Source organism: Arthrobacter sp. USHLN218 (assembly GCF_037144715.1).
Classification (GTDB): domain Bacteria; phylum Actinomycetota; class Actinomycetes; order Actinomycetales; family Micrococcaceae; genus Crystallibacter.
Genome location: NZ_JBBCYT010000001.1, coordinates 411,225 through 430,065 on the forward strand (window position 1 = coordinate 411,225; position 18,841 = coordinate 430,065).

Annotated in this window: 19 protein-coding genes; 14 read left to right on the forward strand and 5 right to left on the reverse strand. The window is 67.2% G+C overall.

Features of this window, described 5'->3' with window-relative positions; genetic code table 11:
• Positions 1 to 183 precede the first annotated feature (183 nt).
• Entirely contained in the window at positions 184 to 1,713 is a 1,530-nt protein-coding gene (locus tag WFH44_RS01815; RefSeq protein WP_336711282.1) for an SLC13 family permease, read from the forward strand.
• 117 nt (positions 1,714 to 1,830) lie between these two features.
• Here the strand turns inward: WFH44_RS01815 and WFH44_RS01820 are convergent, their stop codons facing one another.
• Together WFH44_RS01820 and WFH44_RS01825 are read right to left on the reverse strand one after the other, a co-directional pair.
• Complete coding sequence (locus WFH44_RS01820; protein ID WP_336711284.1) at positions 1,831 to 2,526, reverse strand: LamG domain-containing protein; 696 nt, start codon at positions 2,524 to 2,526, stop codon at positions 1,831 to 1,833.
• A 463-nt stretch (positions 2,527 to 2,989) separates the two neighbouring features.
• On the reverse strand, positions 2,990 to 3,511 hold the full coding sequence (locus WFH44_RS01825) for a flavin reductase family protein (RefSeq protein ID WP_336711285.1): 522 nt from the start codon (positions 3,509 to 3,511) through the stop codon (positions 2,990 to 2,992).
• A 264-nt stretch (positions 3,512 to 3,775) separates the two neighbouring features.
• On the opposite strand from WFH44_RS01825, the gene WFH44_RS01830 reads away from it, so the two are divergent.
• From WFH44_RS01830 to WFH44_RS01860, 7 genes are read left to right on the forward strand one after another with little or no spacing between them, the layout of a single operon-like run.
• Positions 3,776 to 4,078 (forward strand): (2Fe-2S)-binding protein, encoded by a 303-nt coding sequence (locus tag WFH44_RS01830; RefSeq protein ID WP_336711287.1) that lies wholly within the window; start codon positions 3,776 to 3,778, stop codon positions 4,076 to 4,078.
• Positions 4,066 to 4,377, forward strand: coding sequence for a (2Fe-2S)-binding protein (locus tag WFH44_RS01835; protein ID WP_336711288.1), 312 nt, complete (start codon positions 4,066 to 4,068; stop codon positions 4,375 to 4,377). Before WFH44_RS01830 ends, WFH44_RS01835 begins: the two co-directional genes overlap by 13 nt.
• Positions 4,374 to 5,594 (forward strand): NAD(P)/FAD-dependent oxidoreductase, encoded by a 1,221-nt coding sequence (locus WFH44_RS01840; protein WP_336711289.1) that lies wholly within the window; start codon positions 4,374 to 4,376, stop codon positions 5,592 to 5,594. Before WFH44_RS01835 ends, WFH44_RS01840 begins: the two co-directional genes overlap by 4 nt.
• Positions 5,585 to 6,757, forward strand: a complete 1,173-nt coding sequence (locus tag WFH44_RS01845; RefSeq protein WP_336711291.1) for an NAD(P)/FAD-dependent oxidoreductase — start codon at positions 5,585 to 5,587, stop codon at positions 6,755 to 6,757. The genes WFH44_RS01840 and WFH44_RS01845 overlap by 10 nt, the downstream gene beginning before the upstream one ends.
• 27 nt (positions 6,758 to 6,784) lie before the next feature.
• A complete protein-coding gene (locus tag WFH44_RS01850) occupies positions 6,785 to 8,296 on the forward strand; it encodes a TRAP transporter large permease subunit (protein ID WP_336711293.1) in 1,512 nt (503 codons plus the stop codon).
• A gap of 3 nt (positions 8,297 to 8,299) precedes the next feature.
• Positions 8,300 to 8,956: an aspartate/glutamate racemase family protein gene (locus WFH44_RS01855; protein ID WP_336711294.1), complete on the forward strand. Its 657-nt coding sequence runs from the start codon at positions 8,300 to 8,302 to the stop codon at positions 8,954 to 8,956.
• Between the two features lie 52 nt (positions 8,957 to 9,008).
• Positions 9,009 to 9,974 carry a LysR family transcriptional regulator gene (locus WFH44_RS01860; protein WP_336711296.1) on the forward strand — a complete coding sequence of 322 codons (966 nt, stop codon included), beginning with the start codon at positions 9,009 to 9,011 and terminating at the stop codon, positions 9,972 to 9,974.
• A 42-nt stretch (positions 9,975 to 10,016) separates the two neighbouring features.
• Here the strand turns inward: WFH44_RS01860 and WFH44_RS01865 are convergent, their stop codons facing one another.
• Positions 10,017 to 10,715, reverse strand: coding sequence for an AfsR/SARP family transcriptional regulator (locus WFH44_RS01865; RefSeq protein WP_336711297.1), 699 nt, complete (start codon positions 10,713 to 10,715; stop codon positions 10,017 to 10,019).
• 376 nt (positions 10,716 to 11,091) lie between these two features.
• On the opposite strand from WFH44_RS01865, the gene WFH44_RS01870 reads away from it, so the two are divergent.
• The 3 genes from WFH44_RS01870 (at position 11,092) to WFH44_RS01880 (ending at position 14,078) form a co-directional block, all read left to right on the forward strand.
• On the forward strand, positions 11,092 to 13,224 hold the full coding sequence (locus tag WFH44_RS01870) for a M1 family aminopeptidase (RefSeq protein WP_336711298.1): 2,133 nt from the start codon (positions 11,092 to 11,094) through the stop codon (positions 13,222 to 13,224).
• Positions 13,225 to 13,389: 165 nt separating this feature from the next.
• Positions 13,390 to 13,710 carry a hypothetical protein gene (locus WFH44_RS01875; RefSeq protein ID WP_336711300.1) on the forward strand — a complete coding sequence of 107 codons (321 nt, stop codon included), beginning with the start codon at positions 13,390 to 13,392 and terminating at the stop codon, positions 13,708 to 13,710.
• Between the two features lie 71 nt (positions 13,711 to 13,781).
• A complete protein-coding gene (locus tag WFH44_RS01880) occupies positions 13,782 to 14,078 on the forward strand; it encodes a hypothetical protein (RefSeq protein ID WP_336711302.1) in 297 nt (98 codons plus the stop codon).
• Between the two features lie 128 nt (positions 14,079 to 14,206).
• Here WFH44_RS01880 and WFH44_RS01885 read toward each other — a convergent pair whose 3' ends face one another.
• Together WFH44_RS01885 and WFH44_RS01890 are read right to left on the reverse strand one after the other, a co-directional pair.
• Positions 14,207 to 14,755: a hypothetical protein gene (locus WFH44_RS01885; RefSeq protein WP_336711304.1), complete on the reverse strand. Its 549-nt coding sequence runs from the start codon at positions 14,753 to 14,755 to the stop codon at positions 14,207 to 14,209.
• 205 nt (positions 14,756 to 14,960) lie between these two features.
• Positions 14,961 to 16,736: a calcineurin-like phosphoesterase family protein gene (locus tag WFH44_RS01890; protein ID WP_336711305.1), complete on the reverse strand. Its 1,776-nt coding sequence runs from the start codon at positions 16,734 to 16,736 to the stop codon at positions 14,961 to 14,963.
• A gap of 294 nt (positions 16,737 to 17,030) precedes the next feature.
• Between WFH44_RS01890 and WFH44_RS01895 the strand changes: the two genes are divergently transcribed.
• The 3 genes from WFH44_RS01895 to WFH44_RS01905 all read left to right on the forward strand — a co-directional run bounded on the left by WFH44_RS01895 (position 17,031) and on the right by WFH44_RS01905 (position 18,836).
• Positions 17,031 to 17,258: a hypothetical protein gene (locus WFH44_RS01895; RefSeq protein WP_336711306.1), complete on the forward strand. Its 228-nt coding sequence runs from the start codon at positions 17,031 to 17,033 to the stop codon at positions 17,256 to 17,258.
• 54 nt (positions 17,259 to 17,312) lie between these two features.
• The gene (locus WFH44_RS01900; RefSeq protein WP_336711307.1) at positions 17,313 to 18,272 is read left to right on the forward strand and encodes a 2-hydroxyacid dehydrogenase; all 960 of its coding nucleotides are present in this window, start codon (positions 17,313 to 17,315) and stop codon (positions 18,270 to 18,272) included.
• 93 nt (positions 18,273 to 18,365) lie between these two features.
• Positions 18,366 to 18,836 carry a universal stress protein gene (locus WFH44_RS01905; protein WP_336711308.1) on the forward strand — a complete coding sequence of 157 codons (471 nt, stop codon included), beginning with the start codon at positions 18,366 to 18,368 and terminating at the stop codon, positions 18,834 to 18,836.
• The last annotated feature ends 5 nt before the right edge of the window (positions 18,837 to 18,841 follow it).

Genomic DNA, 18,841 nt, shown 5'->3' on the forward strand with positions numbered 1-18,841 from the left:
AGCGGCGGGATCCGATCGCGGCACATTCCATATCGAGCGCATATAAATGAACGGCCGGTCTGTATTTCCCACGGGTGGCTCAAATTACATACCGTGGTGACTCGGCTCGCCCCATCACTCGCGGGCCTTTGATGAGTTGCAGCCCGCGCGCACCCCGTGCCGCGGGGTCCCAAAGGAGATTTCATGACGGTGGAAAACCGTGCCCAGACTGCTGCCCCGATGGAGGTGCAGCCGCAGGAGAAAGCCGCCAAGGTCACCAGGATCAAGTGGTCCATGGTCGCCGCAGGCATCATCCTGGGGCTGGCCGCCTTCTTCCTGTTCCCGGATTCGCTCTCGTTGGAGGGCCGCGGAGTAGTCGGCATCGGCGTCGTTATGGCGTTCTGGTGGATGACGGAGGCCGTGCCGATCGAGGCCACCTCGCTGCTGCCGCTGATCCTGTTCCCGGTCACGGGGATCGCTCCGATCAGCGAGGCGGCCGCGCCGTACGCCAACTCGGTGATCTACCTGGTGCTCGGCGGCATCGTCCTCGGGCTGGCGACGCAGCGGTGGAACCTGCACCGGCGGGTGGCGCTGCTGATCATCCTGGCGGTCGGCACCAAGCCGAGCCAGATTGTCTTCGGGCTGATGCTGGCCAGCGCGTTCATCACCATGTGGGTCAGCAACACGGCAACGGCCGTCATCATGGTGCCGATCGGCGGCGCCATCCTCGCTCTGATCAACTCGCTCGAGGGCAGCAAGGTCACGCCGAAGCTGGCGGCCTCGATGCTGCTGGGCATCGCCTACTCGGTGACGATCGGCTCGATGGCGACGCTGATCGGACAGCCTCCGATGGCCCTGATGAAGGCTTACCTGGGCGACAACTACAACATCGAGATCGGGTTCGGCCAGTGGATGCTGGTGGGCGTTCCGTTCGCCGCGTTCATGATGTTCGCCAGCTGGCTGGTGCTGACCAAGCTGGTCTTCCGCTCCGAGGTCGAGGAGATTCCGGGCGGCAAGGAGATCATGCGCGCGGAGCTGGCCAAGCTGGGCCGGCTGACCACGCAGGAGAAGCGGGTCATCGCGATCTTCCTTGGCGCGGCGTTCTGCTGGATCTTCATGCCGTTCATCGCGGAGATTCCGGCCGTGGCCTCGGCCGCGCCGTTCCTGGCCAACTTCAACGACACGTCCATCGCCATCACCGCGGCGCTGCTCTGCTTCATCGTCCCGGGCGACAAGGTCTCCAACGGGCCGCTGCTCGAGTGGAGCGCGACCAAGGAGGTCCCCTGGGGCCTGCTCATCCTCTTCGGCGGCGGCCTCTCGCTGTCCGACCAGTTCACCTCCACCGGACTGAGCGAATGGATCGGCGACAGCGTCGGCGGCCTCGCCGGCGTCCCGACCCTGCTGCTGATGGTCATCGCGGTCATCCTGCTGGTCATCCTGACCGAACTCACCAGCAACACCGCGACGGCGGCGGCGTTCCTGCCGATCATGACCGCGGTGGGCGTGGGCCTGGGCATCGACCCGCTGGTCATGGCCATCGCCGTGACGCTGGCGGTCTCCGGGTCCTACATGCTGCCGGTGGGCACGCCGTCGAACGCGGTGGCCTTCGCGGTGGGCGACGTCTCGATGCGGAACATGATGCGCGGCGGCCTGTGGCTGAACATCATCAGCGTCGTCACCATTCCGGTGGTCCTGACGACGCTGGTGCCGCTGGTCTTCGGCGTGGGGCTGTAGCCGGCTGATCTCAGGGAGCAGAACGACGACGGCGGGTGGCTGCGTAAGGCGGTCACCCTCCGTCGCTGTCTGGCTCTCCATCCGTATAGGTACGGGCAGGGGGAGCCGCCCGAGTCCTTATTTCTGGGTCATCGCGTTGAAGTGGGCGGCTATGCGCTTACCCGTAAGTTCCTTGGTATAGACGGCGACCTTTCCGATTGCTCCGTCAAAGAACGAACCGCCGTCCCGGGTGGCTACCCGAAGCGGCGCGTTGCCTCTCGTCGGGACCACCGCGCTGCCGCGGTAACTGAGATCCACGGTCTTCTTGAGTACTCCGTCCCGGTAGATCTTGCTGTAGCCGTTCGGATATGTGTCGGACTTCGCGTTTGCGTTGATCACGAAGGCGTAATGGATCCACTTGCCGGCACTGACCTTCTCCTGGAAATAGGCCCCCGCACCCTTGCCTCCGGAGGAGTTGAACAGATACCCGGAGATGCGGTTTGGACGGTCCGGATCGTCCTTCGAGTAGAACCTGGCAACATACTCGTGGTTGCCGGGCTCGCCTTTTCCCAGCCAGTGCACGTAGTGGCTGCTGCCGCCCTCGCCGGGGAAGGTCACGCTGTCCGGCCGCATCCAGGCTTCGATAGTGAACAGGCCCCTGGTGGCCGGGCTGAGGGCGGCGGCGTCAGCGACCTGCAGGTACTCCCGGCCGCCGTCGAAGTCGGCTGCGGTGTCGCCGTTGGGCAGCGTTGCTGCACTCGGGCGCCCGAAATAGGTTCCCGTGTGCTTATGGCCGGTCCGATCCTTTTCGGTGGTTTGAAGCGGGCTGCCCATGGTCCAATACGCAGACGGTTTGTCGGTTAGAACGGCGCTGTCATAGGTTGCGTTGGGGACGGCGGCCCTATCAGCTTGTTGACTACCGGACTGTGCCGTTGCGGGAAACCCTACGAGGCCCAGCGCGAGGGCGGATACGAGCAGTGCCTCCGTTCCCTTGAGGAGCGCCGATTGCTTACTGCCTTGACGACGTGTCATTTCAGTCATCCCTAGGGAACCAAAAGAACCAGATGAGATAGTTCAACAGCGTGAACTATGAACGTTGAATTGATTCCAGTTTTCTGGATTTAGCTTCCCCAAGCTCGCCCCACGCACCAAAGATCATGATGCCGTAACGACATTTTAATGACGAGCAAAAAACGGCACCAACGCCCCAATCTAGGCGTTGACAGCAGATACGCGTGTGTCCAGGCGGCTGTGCCCGGCCGGTTGCCGGGGGCATCGAGGCCGGGAGAGCGTCCGGTCAATCCGCAACGCTGGGCATCGGTGCGCCCAACGGGGTGAAGGAATGGCCCCCGGCGCCGCCCCAGTAGTGCACCGGCCTGGCCTGTTTCCAGACGAGGTCGCCGTCCGGGCCGAGGCAGTCACGGCGGGCGGAGGCAGCGACGACCCGGCCGACGACCATGCAGCGGCCGGACCAGGACTTGAGCCACTCAGTTTCCAGCTCCAGATGCGCATAGCACTCGAGCAAGCGTGGCGGCCGGATCCTGATCGCGGGCAAGGACGTCAGCCCGGCGTGGGCGGATTCGTCGATTCCGGAGGGCAAGGGCTTTGCGGTAGCGACGACGCGACGAAGCAAGTCCTCGTTGTGCGACACGAAATTCAGCGTGAACTGTCCGGTCGCTTGGACGTTGGCGCAGGTGTCGCTGCCCTCGGCGCAGGTGAAGGCAAGCTGCAGAGGCTCTTGGCTGACGCGGACGACGGTAGCGAAGGGCGCGGCGTTGGCACGGGCATCGACGTCGACAGTTGTGACGATGGAAAGCACAGACGTCGGCCTGCTTACAGCGTGCCAGTCACCGGGACCGAGCTCCACGCGCTCGCCGGATCTGCCCGGAGGTACCTCCGCGTTCGGCGTTGCTGGACAGGACATGGTTATAGCGCACCATCAAACATGGTCAGGCCAAAGCAGCCGAGCGATAGTTTTGCTGGACCGGTCGTGAACGGCTTCTGTAACTCGGGCTATTGTCCGCACATGTTGAATGCTGGAAATGTGTTGGAGCAATTCAACTTCTTGGAACGGTAGACCCGAATGAATGATCCGACGATCTGCAGGTGCGAGGACGTCACCCTCCGCCAGCTCGAAGACTGCCTCGCGGCCGGCGGCACCGCTGTGTCCTTGCGGGAAGTGAAACTGCAGACGCGTGCCGGGATGGGAATCTGCCAGGGCCGTACGTGCCTGCCCCTGCTCGCCGCCCTCGTCGATTCCACCGGCCGCGGGCTGCCGGAAGACGCCGGCCTCGCGCGGAACCAACCGGTCCGTCCCCTTGCCCTGGCAGATCTGGCCCGCTTCGCGTCCAATGGCGGAGGGGAGGCAACCCGATGCAGCGACTGACGGATCATCCCGTACTGGGTCCGCGTGGCGGGCAGCCGATCTCCTTTGAGTTCGACGGTATCGTCTACCCTGCCCTCGAAGGTGACTCCGTGGCCTCCGCCCTGCTCGCTTCAGGTGTCCGGACGCTGCGCCGCTCCAAGAGGGCAGACGAACGCCGGGGCATCTACTGCGGCATCGGCCACTGCTATGAATGCCGGGTCACCGTGGATGGGAAGGCCAGCGTCCGCGCCTGCATCACGCCGGTGGCGGACGGCATGGTCGTAGAACTGGGGCCGTCCCCGGCGGAGACGCGCCCGTGAAGGCGTTCGACGTTGCGATCGTCGGGGCCGGGCCGGCGGGTTTGTCCGCGGCGATCGCGGCGGCAGAAGCCGGCGGACGCGTCGCCGTCGTTGATGAGAACACTGTGCCAGGAGGCAGGCTCCTCGGCCAGCTGCACCAGGAATCCAAGGACAGCTGGTGGATCGGCCAAAAGGTCGCCGCCGGGTTGGCGGAGCGGGCTGCCGATGCCGGAGTAGAACTTTTCTGCGGGCGGGAAGTGTGGGGTATGCACCCAGGGTGGTCCCTGGCGCTCGACGGCGGAGACACCCTCTCTGCGCCGCATGTGGTGCTGGCGTCCGGCGCTGCCGAGCGGGCCGTGCCCATTCCGGGCTGGACGCTCCCCGGCGTGATGACCGTTGGTGCTGCGCAGACCCTCACGAATTTCTACCGGGTGCGCCCCGGTCAGCGGATCGCCGTCGTCGGGGTGGACCCGCTGTCGCTCACCGTCGCGCATGAGCTGAAGATGGCAGGCGCGGAGGTGGTGGGTATTTTCCTGCCGCCCCTCGGTAAATTCAGCGGGCAAGGCGGCCATCCCGTCCACAACCTTGGCTATCTGTCGGGCCTGTCCGGCCTGGCACCCAATGCGTTCCTGCGCGCGGCGGCCGGCCTCGTCCGCCACTCCGTTGCCCGCCAGGTGGCGGCTCGCCTGTACCCGGCAGCGGGCGTTCCCGTGCTCGGCGTCCCGCTCAGACTGAAGCAGAGCATCACCGCCATCGACGGTAGTGAGCGGGTTCGGGCCGTCGAAGTGGCCGACATCGACGCGCAGGGCCGGCCGAAGGGCCGTACCCGCTCCCTGGATGTGGATTGCGTTTGCCTCTCCGGCGGTCTCTATCCGGTGCAGGAACTGACGGGCGGATGCGCTGCGGCCCGGATCGACGAGCTTGGGGGACGGGTGCCGCTGCACAGCGTGGAAATGGAAACCACCCTGGAGAACGTGTTCGTGGCCGGAAACGTCACCGGCATCGAGGGGGCTAAGGTCGCCATGGCGCAGGGGAGGGTCGCCGGGTTGGCCGGCGCGGTACGTCTCGGCCTGGCCGATCCGGCGCAGCTCAGGCAGGCCATCGCCTCCGTCGACGAGGTGCGCCGGACCAGCCCCATTACCTTCCTGCCCGACGTCGGCGAAGGCCGGCGAAAGGCAGGGGAGCTGTGGGCCGCGACGGGCGCGCACCAGCAGACGGAGGCACGGGCATGGGCGTGAGAACAGCAGACGCGGTGATTATCGGCGCCGGCGTGATCGGCTCATCGATCGCCTTCCGGCTGGCCGAGGAAGGGCGGAAAGTCGTCCTCGTCGAGAAGTCCGGTCCCGGGGCAGGTGCCTCCGGCTCGTGCGACAAGGCAATCTTCCTGCAGTCGAAACGTCCCGGCATCCACATGGAGCTGGCGCTCGCCAGCCGGCGCATGTACGACTCGCTCGAGGCGGAACTGGACGCGGACCTGGAACTCAAGAACGACGGCGGAATGGTCGCCATCGAGACGCCAGAACACATGAACTTCATGCGGGAATTCGTCCGCAAGCAGCAGGATGCCGGCATCTCGGTTGAGCTGCTCGACGGGAACGAGGCCAGAAGGCGCCAGCCATGCCTGTCCCCGCACATCCTCGGCGCTTCCTTCAGCCCCGACGATGCCGAGGTCAACCCGCTGGCCCTCAACACCGCCCTGTTCCGGGCGGCGGCGCGGCACGGAGCCGAGACCATGACCCATTGCGAGGTCACGGGCATCCGCGCCGCCGCCGGGCGGGTCACCGCCGTGGAAACGCGGCGCGGCAGCATCTCCACGCCGCTGGTGGTCAACGCCGCCGGTCCCTTCGCAGGACCGGTCGGCCAGCTGGCCGGAGTGCAGGTTCCGGTCAGGCCGCGGCGGGGCACCATCCTGATTTCCGAGGCCGTTGAGCCGATGGTCAACGGGAGCATGCTGTGCGCCCAGTACATCGCCGCCAAGCATCTTGCCGCCGTCGGATCCGGGAACGTGCCGCCGTACGGAATCGGCCTGTCACTGGGGCAGACCGACTCTGGCAACCTGCTGATCGGCGGCAGCAGGGAGTTCGTCGGCTTCGACAAGGCTTCCGGACCGGACATCATGGCCGCGATTGCCCGGCACGCCATTCGCATCGTGCCGACGCTGGCCAAGATACGGATCATCCGTTCCATGACCGGCTTCCGCCCGGACACCGGTGACGGCCTGCCCATCATTGACCGTGCGCCGGAGCTCGACGGCTACGTCATTGCGGCGGGACATGAAGGAGACGGGATCGCGCTGGCTCCCATCACCGGCATACTGGTCCGCGACCTGCTGGAGGGAAAGGCCAGCCCATTCCTGCACGCGCTGACTGTCAACCGCTTTGCCGCGCCCATCCCCGCGTAAGATCACTCAGGCCGAGGAGTCCAACCCATGCTGGTAGTTATCGTCCCCCTGGTGCTGCTGTTCGCCATCGCACTCATCAAGAAGATCCCATGGATCGGCGGCGACATCCGCGCCGCGCTGCTGGCGGCCGCCGTCTCCGCCGGCCTGATCGGCGGTCTGGCTCCGGCGGAGTGGGCACTGGCAATTGTCGACGGCGTGGACCGCCTGGCCTGGGTCATTGCCCTATCGCTGTTCGGCAGTATCTACGCCGAAGCGCAGGTCCGCCTGGGCGCCATGGAAACGACACTCTTCGGACTGCGTGCGCTGTTCGGCAAGTCGCCGAAAGGCTTGATTGCCGCCGTCTTCGTGACGCTGATCCTTGCAGGGTCGCTGCTCGGTGATGCCATCGCCGCCGCAACGGTCATTGGCTTCCTGGTGATCCATGCGCTGAGCGAACTGCGGATCAAGCCGGTCCAGATCGGCATGATGATCCTCCTCGGCGCGTCGATCGGCTCGATCATGCCGCCCATCTCGCAGGGCGTTTTCCTGTCGGCGTCCCTGATAGGGATCGACCCGACGCCGGTCACCAACCTCGCCTACCTGACCGTGGGTGTCGGGGCAGTCTTCGCGATCCTGGAATCCTTCCGGTTTGTCCGGGCCAAGCGAGGCCTCGGCAGCAGCCTGGTTCCAGCCGTCCAGACGGCCGGCGGAATTCCGTCGGGAGCAGCGGCTGAGCGCGCCGGGGGAGCAGGCAGTCCTTCCGGCCTTGCCGGGGATGCGGTCGGCGAGGCCGGATCCGGAGGCGGATCGACGGATCCGGGTGCCGCGCCGCTGGACGCCACGGGATTCAAGGCCTTCGCCGGACTCATGCGCGAGCGGTGGAAGACCCTGATTCCGCTCGCGGTACTTGTGGCCATCGTGATCGCGAAGACCGGGTTCGGCTTCGACGTCTTCACGGAAACTCCCGTGCTCGGCTCCGCCGTAGCCTGGATGGGATCCATTCCGGTGCTCAAAGGCATCGCTTTCCCGGTGGTGCTGGCGATCATCGTCGCCATCCTGGTGAGTTTCTGCTTCAAGAGCGTCAGGCGGGATTCCTTGGGAACGATCGGTGCGGGACTGGGCAAGGTCAGTGGAACCATCCAGATCCAGCTTTGCGCTGCAGCCATGATCGGCATCTTCTACGCGGTCGGGGCGATCGACATCGTGGCGGCTGCCGCGGAGTCACTGGCAGGTCCTGGGCTAAAGCTCGGTGGAGCAGCCGGCATCGTCGCGATCGGCATGCTGACCGGATCCCAGACCGCGGCACAGACCGTCCTGGTGACCTTCCTTGGACCGATCCTGGTCAATCTCGGCATGGATCCGGTCAATGCTGCCTTGGGCGCGTCTCACATTGCGGCGGCCGGCCAGAACATGCCGCCCGTCGGGTTGACCGCGTTCGTGGTCTGCGGTCTCGTCGGTTCCGCCCTGAACACCAAGGTGGATCCGGTCAGGGTGATGATCTTGGCCTTGCCGAACTCGCTGTACTTCCTCGCCGTTGGTCTGCTGGTCTGGTTTATCTGACCCATGCTCGGCGTACTCATGCTGGCTACCTCGTTCCGGCGCCCGGTGGGGGATATCGGCAACCCGCTGACCTTTCCGTTTCCCGTCCTCTATGAAGCAGTGCCCGGAGCCTCGGTGCACAGGGTCGTCAAGGAACCCGACCGACTGCTCATCAACGAGTTTGTGGCCGCGGGCCGCCTTTTGGAGGGCCGCGGCGCGAAGGCGATCTCCACCAGCTGCGGCTTCCTGGCGCTGTTCCAGTCCCAGATCCAGGAGCAGCTCTCGGTTCCCTTTGCCGCGTCGAGCCTTCTGCAAGTCCCCGAGGCTGAGCGGCGGCACGGCCAGGTCGGGGTGCTGACGGCCCGCAGGGCGAGCCTCACCGAGGCCCACTTCCTCGGCGCCGGTTGCGAGGGCCTGCCAGCTGCCGTCGCGGGCATGGACGCGAGTCCGGCCTTCACCTCCGCGATTGTCGAACGCGCCGCCGACCTGGACGAGCAGGCGGTGGAGCGGGAAGTCGCGGAGGTGACGGCATCGCTGCTGCGCGGCCACCGAGGCTTGGGCGCCATCGTGCTGGAATGCACGAACCTGCCGCCCTACGCCGACACGGTGCGTAGGGTGTCGGGCCTGCCGGTCTTCGACTCGACAACCCTCTGCCTGGACCTGCTCAAGGCAGCGTCGTAACGAGCTGTCGCCAAGCACCGGCCGCCCGACGAATGCAGGCAGAATGCAGAACATGAGCAGTACCAATAGCTTCGTGCACCTGCGGACCTTGCTGGCCGTGCTCGAAGCCGGCTCCCACAGCGCCGCCGCGAAGGAGCTCGGTTACACGACCTCCGCCGTCTCCCAGCAGATCGCCGCACTGGAAAAGGCCCTGGGCGTGGCCCTCTTTGAACGCGGTGCCCGGAACCTGTGGCCGACGCCTGCCGGCATGGCGATGGCAGGGCACGCCCGCACCCTCCTTACCCAGTTGGCCCAAGCGGAAGACGAAATGTCCTCTTACGCCCACGGAGACCGGGGCCGGCTGAAGGTCGGTGCATCCGGAACCGTAGCCGCGCAGCTTCTTCCGAAGGCGATGGCACGCATCCTGGACAGGCGTCCGGAAGCCGATCTGCGCGTGGAAGACATCCAGTCAGCCGACCTGCCGGATGCGGTCCTCAGCGGCGAAGTCGACTTCGGGATCGTTTACGAGTACCCGCTGCTCCCTGCGAAGCGGCATCCGGACCTGAAATACAGACTAGTGCTGGACGAGGAGCTCGTGATCCTCAGAGGCGGCCCCAACACGGAACGGGACGAGCGGGTCCGCCTGGAAGTCCTCGCCGAGGAAGTATGGGCGACGAATGCGGGCGGCTCGGACAGCGAGCAGGTGCTGCAAGTGCTGTGCGCCGAGGCGGGTTTCAGCCCGCGGATCCGGTTCAACAGCAACGACTTCGACGTCATCCGCGGCCTCGTGAGTGAACAGCTCGGCGTGGCGCTCGTTCCGGCCCTCGCCCTCGGCATCGACCGGAACATCAAAATGCAGCGGCTGGCCGGCGCTCCGCCACGACGCCGGATTTACGCCGTCCGGCGCTGCACCGATCCGAACCCCCTGCTTCCTGACATGCTCGAAGCCCTTGATACAGCCGCCTCCAACTTCCTGGACTGGACCGCCACAGCGTTCCTGACCCGCTTGACCTCGCCGCTGGCCAGCATCAGGAGCTGACCGGATGCGCTGGAGGTGGACGACGAGCTAGCGAGGTTGCTTTCAGACGGCGCCGGTGAGCAGCGGGGAGACGATCGCGACAATGTCTGCGGGGAGGCGGGCCCCGAACTCGGTGCGCATGCGGGAGCTGAAGTCCCGATAGGCGGAGAGGACGCCGGCGTGGTTTCCTTCCTGGAGCTGCGCGCGCAGGAGCAGGCGCATGGCGGTGCCGTGCAGCGGGTCGATCCGCAGCGCGGCCCACGCCGCTTCCAGCGCACCGGCCGATTCCCCGAGGGCCAGCATGTTCTCGGCTATGGTCTCCAGGAGCGTCAGCCGGCGCCGCTGGAACTGCTCCTGTTCTTCTAGGACCCAGTCGTCGTACCATCCGGGTAGCAGCTCGGCCCGGGCCAGCACGTCCAGCCGGTTTCCCAATACCCTAGCCGCCGGGCCCGGGGTTTCGCGGAGGAAATCGGAGAGGTCGACATGCACTGATTCCGCCAGCTCCAGTCGGTTGTTGTCGGTGACCAACAGGCCGGGGAGCTGCTGCGAGATTGTCCAAACTGCCGCGCGCAGGCTGCCCGATGCCTGCTTCTCGGTGCTGTCCGGCCACAGCAACCCGGACAGGAAGGAGCGCGGCTGGCTCCCCAGCAGCGCCAGGGCTGCAATCAGCCGCTGCTGGCGCAGGCCTACCTTCACGTCCATGCCGCCGGAGCGCAGACGCCAACCGTCGATGAGCTGCAACTGCCATGTGTTCGCTGCCATTTCCTGAACCGCCTCCCCCTCGAGTGCCCGTTCCAGCCTGGAACTACCATGGAAAAAGTACGAGGAGAATGATTAAAGAACCTTGGGAAGACGCTCAGCTGCCTTTCAGGGTTTCCGGAGGTCGGGGGCCTACAGCATCGGCAGGATGGTTGGTGCCATGCCGGCCTGTTACGCGGGCTGCGCTACCAAGCCTTTGTCTTCCGCCTTGACGGTTGCCTGCTTCGAGAGGAGCGTAATGTCCCACAGGCCCGGCTGCCGGGGTGCTTTCGAGGTGCCGACGGGCCGGGTATCCCGAGGGGAGCGATGCCGCTCCTGACCGCGTGTTCCTTTCGCGGGCACGCCGAGGACAGACCAGACGTTCGATGCAGGAACCGTCATGACGAAGATGTTCAGCCGGGTTGACCGTTCGGGATCGCTGCCTTCGCGCGGGGCGGTGTTGGGGACATGCGCGCTGGCGTGCTCAGTCGCCTTGCTGGCCACCGGCTCAGTCAACGCGCGAAACCCGGGCGAGGCCCCGCCGTCGTACACCCCGGGGGCGCCGGGACTGGGGGATCCGTATTACCCCAAGGACGGCAATGGCGGCTACGACGCGCTCCACTATGCGCTGGAGGTGGACTACGAGCCGGCTACCGACGTGCTGACGGGCCGGGCGGAGATGCGTGCGGAGGCGACGCAGAACCTCAGCTCGTTCAACCTGGACCTGGACGGGTTGACGGTCGACTCGGTGGAGGTGGACGGGCAGAAGGCCGCGTTCAAGCGGGCAGGCGGCGAACTCACGGTCATTCCGGCGGCGGGGATTGACGACGGCGAGGGCTTCGAAAGCGTCGTCACGTACCACGGCGTGCCCAAGACCATCAAGGATGCCTTCGGGCTGTCCGGGTTCTTCCACACGGACGACGGCGCGCTGGTGATCGGCGAGCCGCACGTCGCAGCAACCTGGTTCCCGGTAAACGACCACCCGTCCGACCCTGCCGCATACACCTTCGAGGTGACCGTGCCGGAGGGGCTGCAGGTGGTGGCCAACGGCCGGCTCGCGGATGAGGAGACCGTCGGCGGCAAAAGCCGGTGGGTGTGGGAGGCCGAGGAGCCGATGGCGTCCTACCTGGCCACGTTCAACGTCGGCCACTTCGACCTGGACGAGTACCGTGCGGACGGGCTGCAGTTCGTCGACGCGTACGATCCGGACCTGTTCACGCCGCTCGCAGCCCACGGCGGCTGGCAGTTCGCCACCGCGCAGGCCGGCGATGCGGCGTACAAGCGGCTGACCCGGACCATTGCCGTGCCGGCCGGCGGCGCGGAGTTCTCCTTCTGGGTGAACCGGGAGCTGCAGCGCGGCCGGGATTTCGCGTTCGTCGAGGCCCGGACGGCGGGGCGCGGGGACTGGACGACCTTGCCGGACCTGAACGGGCATACCTCCGCCGCGGCCGGCAGGGCCTGCGGGGACTGGCTGAAGCTGCATCCCTTCCTGAAGCACTACCTGTCGGCGAAGCCGGACGGCACGTGTGCGCCCAAGGGATCCTCCGGCACATGGAACGCCGCGACCGCCGTCAGCGGCACGTGGGAACAGTGGAAGGTGGACCTCTCCGCCTACGCGGGCACCGACGTCGAACTTTCCATCACCTATGCCTCCGACGCGAAGGTCGCCAACAACGGGCTGTTCATCGATGATGTCGCCGTCTCCACGGGCGAGGGCGGCACGTCCTTCGAGGACGACGGCGACACCTGGGACGGGTGGATGGCCGCACCTCCGCCCGCGGGCAGTCCCGCAATCGGGGAGAGCTGGACCGCGACCGAGGAACCGCCGCCCACCTTGGGTGCGCGTACCGAGGCGTCGCTGGCCCGGGAGCCCGAGATCATCAGGTTCCTCGAAGGCTACTTCGGCGACTATCCGTTCAGGGATGCGGGCGGGATCGTCGACGACCTGCCCGGGCTCGGATTCGCGCTGGAAAACCAGACGCGGCCGATCTACTCGAAAGACTTCTTCTACGCCCAGCCGTTTGCGGACGGAGTGGTGGTGCACGAGCTGGCGCACCAGTGGTACGGCGACAGCGTGAGGGTGGCCGACTGGCGGGAGATCTGGCTGAACGAGGGCTTCGCCTCCTATGCCGAGTGGCTGTGGAGCGAGGAGGAAGGCCTCGATACCGCGCAGGAGCTCTTCGACGCGCGGGCGGCGATTCCGGCGTCGGACCCGTTCTGGAGCGTGGTGATCGGGGACCCGGGGGCGGCCGCGCTCTTTGACCCCGCGGTCTACGAACGCGGGGCGATGGCGGTGCACGCGCTGCGCCAGGCGGTGGGCGACGACGACTTCTTCACGATCCTGCGGCGGTGGCCGGAAGAGCATGCCGGCGGCAAAGCCACGATCGGGGAGTTCATCGCGCTCGCCGAGGAGGTGTCCGGCAAGGACCTGGGCACTCTGTTCGACATGTGGCTGTATACGCCGGCGAAGCCGAGCGTGCTGGCCGGCGTGGCACCGAAACCGGGGGCTGTGTGGAGCCCGTCGTTCCCCTGACCGGGCTCCACACCAGTACCCCCAACCCGGCACCAGCGCCGCCGCAGCCTCCCCATCCGGCGGCGCCGCTGGTGCGATACATCACAGTAACGATTAAGCAGCGGTCGGCCATAGGGCCAAAAGACCCGCGCATGTGTTCGTATAAGATGCCTGATAATAGAGCACATGTTCTATAAGGTGGATCCCACCAAGGCCCGCGGGCTGCTGCAGCAGGAGAGTTCGGGGCACCCCGATTTCAAGCGGTTTCCGCCGACGCGCGCGCCCTACGGCCGGGAGCCGTACGTGCGTGCCCGGCTCGACGCGGAGGGCGCCGCGACCGTGGACGCCAAGGCGATCGGCTGGACCCGCGAGCACGTCCACCTGAAGTGGCAGGACGCCGACTACCGGATGCACACCCGCTGGGTCCCCGCGGCCTGGGTGCGGCGGATCCGGCGGGACGAGTCGGCCTGGCAGGACCCGTACGACATCCGGGACGAGGAAGACTGAGCGGAAAGCCTCTAGTCCCGCCCGGGACCCAGGGCCACCATGATGGTGTTCGATCTTCGAAGGAGCCCATCATGAACAACTCGGCCTATGCTATCGTGCACTTCTTCCCCGGCGGCACCAAGGAGCAGTACGAGGCCTCCGTGGCGGCCGTCCATCCCGGACCCGGCCAGCGTCCGCCCGGCCAGATCTTCCACGCCGCCGGTCCCTCCGACGGCGGCTGGCGGGTCATCGCCGTCCATGACTCGAAGGAAAGCTGGGAGGCCTTCCGCGACGGGACGCTGTTGCCGAAGCTGCAGGCCGGGGTCGACGGCGGCTTCACCACGATGCCCGAGGCAACGGAGATGGAGGTCTACAACCTCATGCAGTAGGGCTGCGCAATGCGGGACGCGGACGACGGCGGGTGGTTGCGCAACGCAGCCACCCGCCGTCGGGCGTTATGGGTTACTCGGCGGGCTGCCAGAGCCGCGGGAGCCGCCGGCAGCCGCTACCTGGCGGATCAGGGCGCGGGCGTTACGCCGTCGACGACTGCCACGCTTCCGCTGATGAGCGGGGTGCCCGTCGCACTGGAGTGGGCGCAGGCTGCCGAGATGGCCTCGCGTGACGGTGCCCCGGCAACTTCGCCCGCCGTCGCCCGGTCATAGACACCGTCCTTGTCGAGGTCCGAGACGGTGATGGCGACGGCCGTGGCGGCGCCTTCGGGCTTATCCAGCCAGCCCCAGACCGTCGCATTCCGGACGGAGCCGGAGTCCTCCGCCGCGACGCAAATGACGTCGGCGGTCCCGCCGGCTCCGGTCTTCCCGCCATTGGCGTCGAGGAGGTCGTAGGTGATGGTCCCCTCCGCGTCGTCGTTCGCTGCCTGGCTCGGGTCCTTGGCATCAATGGCGAACGCGGCGGGACCCATGGTGGGCACACCGTCGCTGACGTGGGCCAGGCGGATGACGGCATCGTTGGTCTCGACCGAGTCGAAGCTTGCTGACGACGCAGGTCCCGCCGACAGGGCGACGAACGCCGCAGACATTCCGACAGCAAAGATGGTTTTGCGCATGGGCGTTCTCTCCTTTCCTCAGGGTGGCTGCCGTCCGGCAGCCACGTAAGGGACGCTACAGGCGCCGCGTGGGGCAGTGGAACCCCCTTGCAAACATTGAGTTTGGCTGCGATCCTGACCTGTCCGGCGCGGGGCAGATGGAAGTACGACGACGGGTGGCTGCGCCGGGATCCCAGCGCAGCCACCCGCCGTCGTACCGGGGTGGTTACCCGGTGACCTCGAAGGTCAGGGTTTCGGTAAACTCGCGGCCGTGCACGTCGGTGGCCGTGACCGTGGCGGTGTGCTCGCCGACGGCCAGACCGGCCGGCAGCTGCAGGCGCCACAGGTGCGACGTCCGGTCGTGGAGGCCGCCGCCGTGCACCAGCTGCTCAAGCGTGGCGGACGGATCGGTGTACTCCGCGCCGATCCGCGGGACGTCGTCGGCGGTCATCGACTGGGTGCGCGTGGCCTCGGTGGCCGCGCCGCCGTCGATGGACACCTTCACGGTGGAGCCGGTGGCGCCCATCCAGAAGTTGGTGGTCAGCCAGGTCCCGCCGAGTTCGCCCTTGGCCACGGCGTTCGGGTTCTCCGGGGCAGGAGCCTTGCCGCGCTGGTTCTTGTACTCGTCGAACCATGCCCGGTAGGCGGGGGAGTTGATGCCGAGTGCCATCTGGTCCGAGCCGTCGTCGCCGGTGGCTGTGAAGCGCTCGCTGATCTTGGTGTTCTTGATGTCCAGGGTCAGCACGCCGGGCGGGGTGCCGTCACGCTGGATGGCGGTGGGGAAGCCCTGCTCGAGGACCCGGCCGTTGTACCACTGGCCGGAGACCGCCGGGGCGGTCAGGTGGGTGAACGGCAGGCCGTCCGCGCCGAACGTGTCGGTCCAGCCCGCCATCAGGTCGCCCTCGCGGAGGTTCTCGGACATGTGGGTGTGCCCGGCGACCGAGACAACCTCGCGGCCCTCGAGGATCTCGTAGATTTCCTGGATCTGGGCGTGGGAGTAGGTGTCCGAGTAGTAGAACTCGGTCAGCGGCGCGTGCGAGGCGACGACGATGGCCCGGTCCTTGGGCACGGACGCGATGTCCTGGCGGAGCCATTCGAGCTGGCGCTCGCCGAGGCCGTAGGCGTAGCTGCCCTTCTTCGCCGGGATCTGGGTGGGGTAGGTGATGTTGCTCAGCGCTACGACGTGGGTCTTGCCGGCGTCGTAGGAGTAGTACTCGGGGCCGAACTGGGCGCGGAAGGTGTCGAACTCGTGCTCGCCGTCGAGCGCGTCGAAGTCGAGGTCGTGGTTGCCGGGCAGGAAGCGGGCCGGGCCGTTGAGCATCGAGGTCAGCTCGCGGGTCTGCGGGTACAGCGAGAGGTCATCGCCGACGATGTCCCCGATGAAGAGGGCGCCGCAGCCGGCATAGTCGGTGCGCGCGGCCAGGTCGGCGAAGGCGCCGTTCTGCGCGAAGCCGACCTCCTTCTGGTTGTAGGTCTGGACGTCGGCGCCCACGGCGCAGTGCTGCTCCGGCGACTGCGTCAGCCGGCTCTGCGCCAGCGGGAAGTTCACCTTGTCGGGCAGCGCGCCGGTCGGCTCGAGGCCGCCGAACTTCAGCTCGGGGGAGCCCTCGGGCAGGTGGTTGTAGAAGAACTGGGCCACGTTGTGCTCGTCCACGGGGACCTGGTAGCCGCGCGGCTGGGTGACGAACACGGTCATGTTGTCGAAGGCCGGCAGCTCGTAGCGGCCCTGGCCGTCGGTGGTCACGACGTCGCGGCCGTTGGAGACCTTCACGCCGGGCAGGCCGGGCTCGCCGGACTCCTGCTTGGAGTTCTTGTTCTTGTCGTCGAAGACGGTGCCGTCAAGGGTCTGCTGGTCCGCGTCCGCGGACTTAACGACGTCGACACCTCCCCGGTAGGCGCTGGCGGCCCAGTCGGATTCGGGCTGGGCAGGCGCGGCGTTGGCAGCGGGGCCGGCCAGCGCGGCGGCGGCCAGCACGGCCAGGGCACCCGCGGTCAGGCGCAAGGGGCGGGATAGCCAGGTTGATCGGTGTTGGGTGGACGTGGACAGGTGCACGAATGGAACCTCCGGTCGAGTGATCGCCGGCCAGTTGGGGTGGGCCGGCACCACCAACTGTTGCCCAGCCGGATGAACGAGAACCGACGCCCGGATGCCCGCCCTGCCACCCGTTCGTAACGCGTCGCCCTCCGGTTGTTAACTGTTTTATCTAAGGAGCCCCACGGCGACCGCTGCCCTTCATGTGACGGTGTCGGTCCGGCGCTTCGCCATTGCAGCGTCCCGCCCAGTTAGCATGGCGGCATGACTACCCGCGATGTTCCCGCGCAGATCGGCGACCTTCCCCCGATCGGCCGGCCCGCGAACAGCGCCCTGCTCCAAGCCGGCGTCACCACGCTGTCCGGAGTCGCCGAGCGCACGCGCGGCGAGCTGCTCGCCATGCACGGCGTCGGCCCGAAAGCGATGCGCATCCTTGAGGCCGCGCTTGAGCAGCACGGGCTGGGCTTCGCCGACGACGGCCCCGGCCGGTAGCCCGCGACTGAAAGCCAAGACATGTCCGTATTAGAAGACGAACCCGGAGGTTTCGTGAGCGACTCTGCAGCTGCCATCAAGACGATCAGCTTTCCCGACCAGGACCTGCTGGAGGCGGTGCAGCCGCTGCCGGACGGGTTGCGAGGGACCGTGTGGGACTTCCGGGGCGATCCGGTGGACGTGGATGTGGCCGATATCGACGCCGTGGTGCTGCCGTACCTGAACGCGCAGGACATCCTGGGCGCGCTCTCCCGGGCCACCAACCTGAAGCTGGTGCAGGCACAGACCACCGGGGTCGACGGCGTGGCCGAGGCCGTGGGCGGCGATGTTGCCATTGCGAGTGCGGCGGGAGTGCATGCGGCGTCGACGGCGGAGCTTGCCGTTGGCTTGGCGCTTGCCTCGCTGCGGGGCATCGATGCGGCGGCGCGGGACCAGCGTGACGCCCGGTGGCGCCACGAGCGCAGGCTGTCCCTGGCTGACCGGAAGGTCCTGCTGGTCGGCGTCGGCGGCATCGGCGCTGAGATTTCGAAGCGACTGCTGCCGTTCGAGGTGGAGCTGACGCGCGTCGGCAGCAAGGCCCGGGAGGACGAGCACGGCCACGTGCACGGCAGCGACGAACTGGTCGAGCTGGCGCGGGAGGCCGAGATCCTGATCGTCATCACGCCGCTGACGGAGGCGACGCGCGGCCTGATCGACGCGCAGGTGCTGGCGGCCCTGCCGGACGGGGCGCTGGTGGTCAACGTGGCGCGCGGCGCCGTGGTCGACTCCGACGCCCTGACCCGGGAGGTGGTCTCGGGCCGGATCAGCTGCGCGATCGACGTCTTCGATCCCGAGCCGATCCCGGAAGACCATCCCCTGTGGCAGGCGGACAACGCCCTGATCACGCCGCACATCGGAGGCGACACTTCGGCATTCCAGCCGCGGATCGTGCGGCTGCTGAAGCGGCAGCTGGCTGCATTGGGCAGCGGCTCCGAGCCGGAGAACCTGGTGCAGCGCGGCGGGGCCTGGTCCTGACCGAAGTGTCCTGATCCGGGGCTTTGTTCCCTTACGCCCTCGCCCGATGACGTGCCATGGTGGGGCCCTGCGGGCGAACACTTGGAGGGCAGCATGGCTTTGTCGAGCGGCAAAATCGTTGTAGGCGTGGACGGTTCCGACTCCTCGGTGGAGGCGCTGAAGATGGCGGCGAGGCTGGTCCCTGCTCTTGATACCGGGATCCACGCGATAGCGTGCTGGCATTTCCCGCGCATTTACGAGGGCTACGTGCCGCCGGATTTCGAAGCCTTTGAGGCCTCGGCCAAGGAGAAGCTGGAGGCCGCGCTGCAGAACGCCTTCGGCGACGACCAGCCGGCGGGCCTGACCACGGAACTGCTGCGCGGCCCGGCGCCCGAACTGCTGGTGCAGGCCGGCGAAGAGGCCGCACTCCTGGTGGTCGGCCGGCGGGGCCACGGCGGATTCCGCGGCATGCACCTCGGGTCGGTGAGCTCGGCCTGCGTGGCCCATGCCGCCTGCCCCGTCCTGGTGCTGCACGAGAGCGGCAAGGTCCGCACCCGGGGCGGCCGCGAGCACGCCGAACCCTAGGCCGC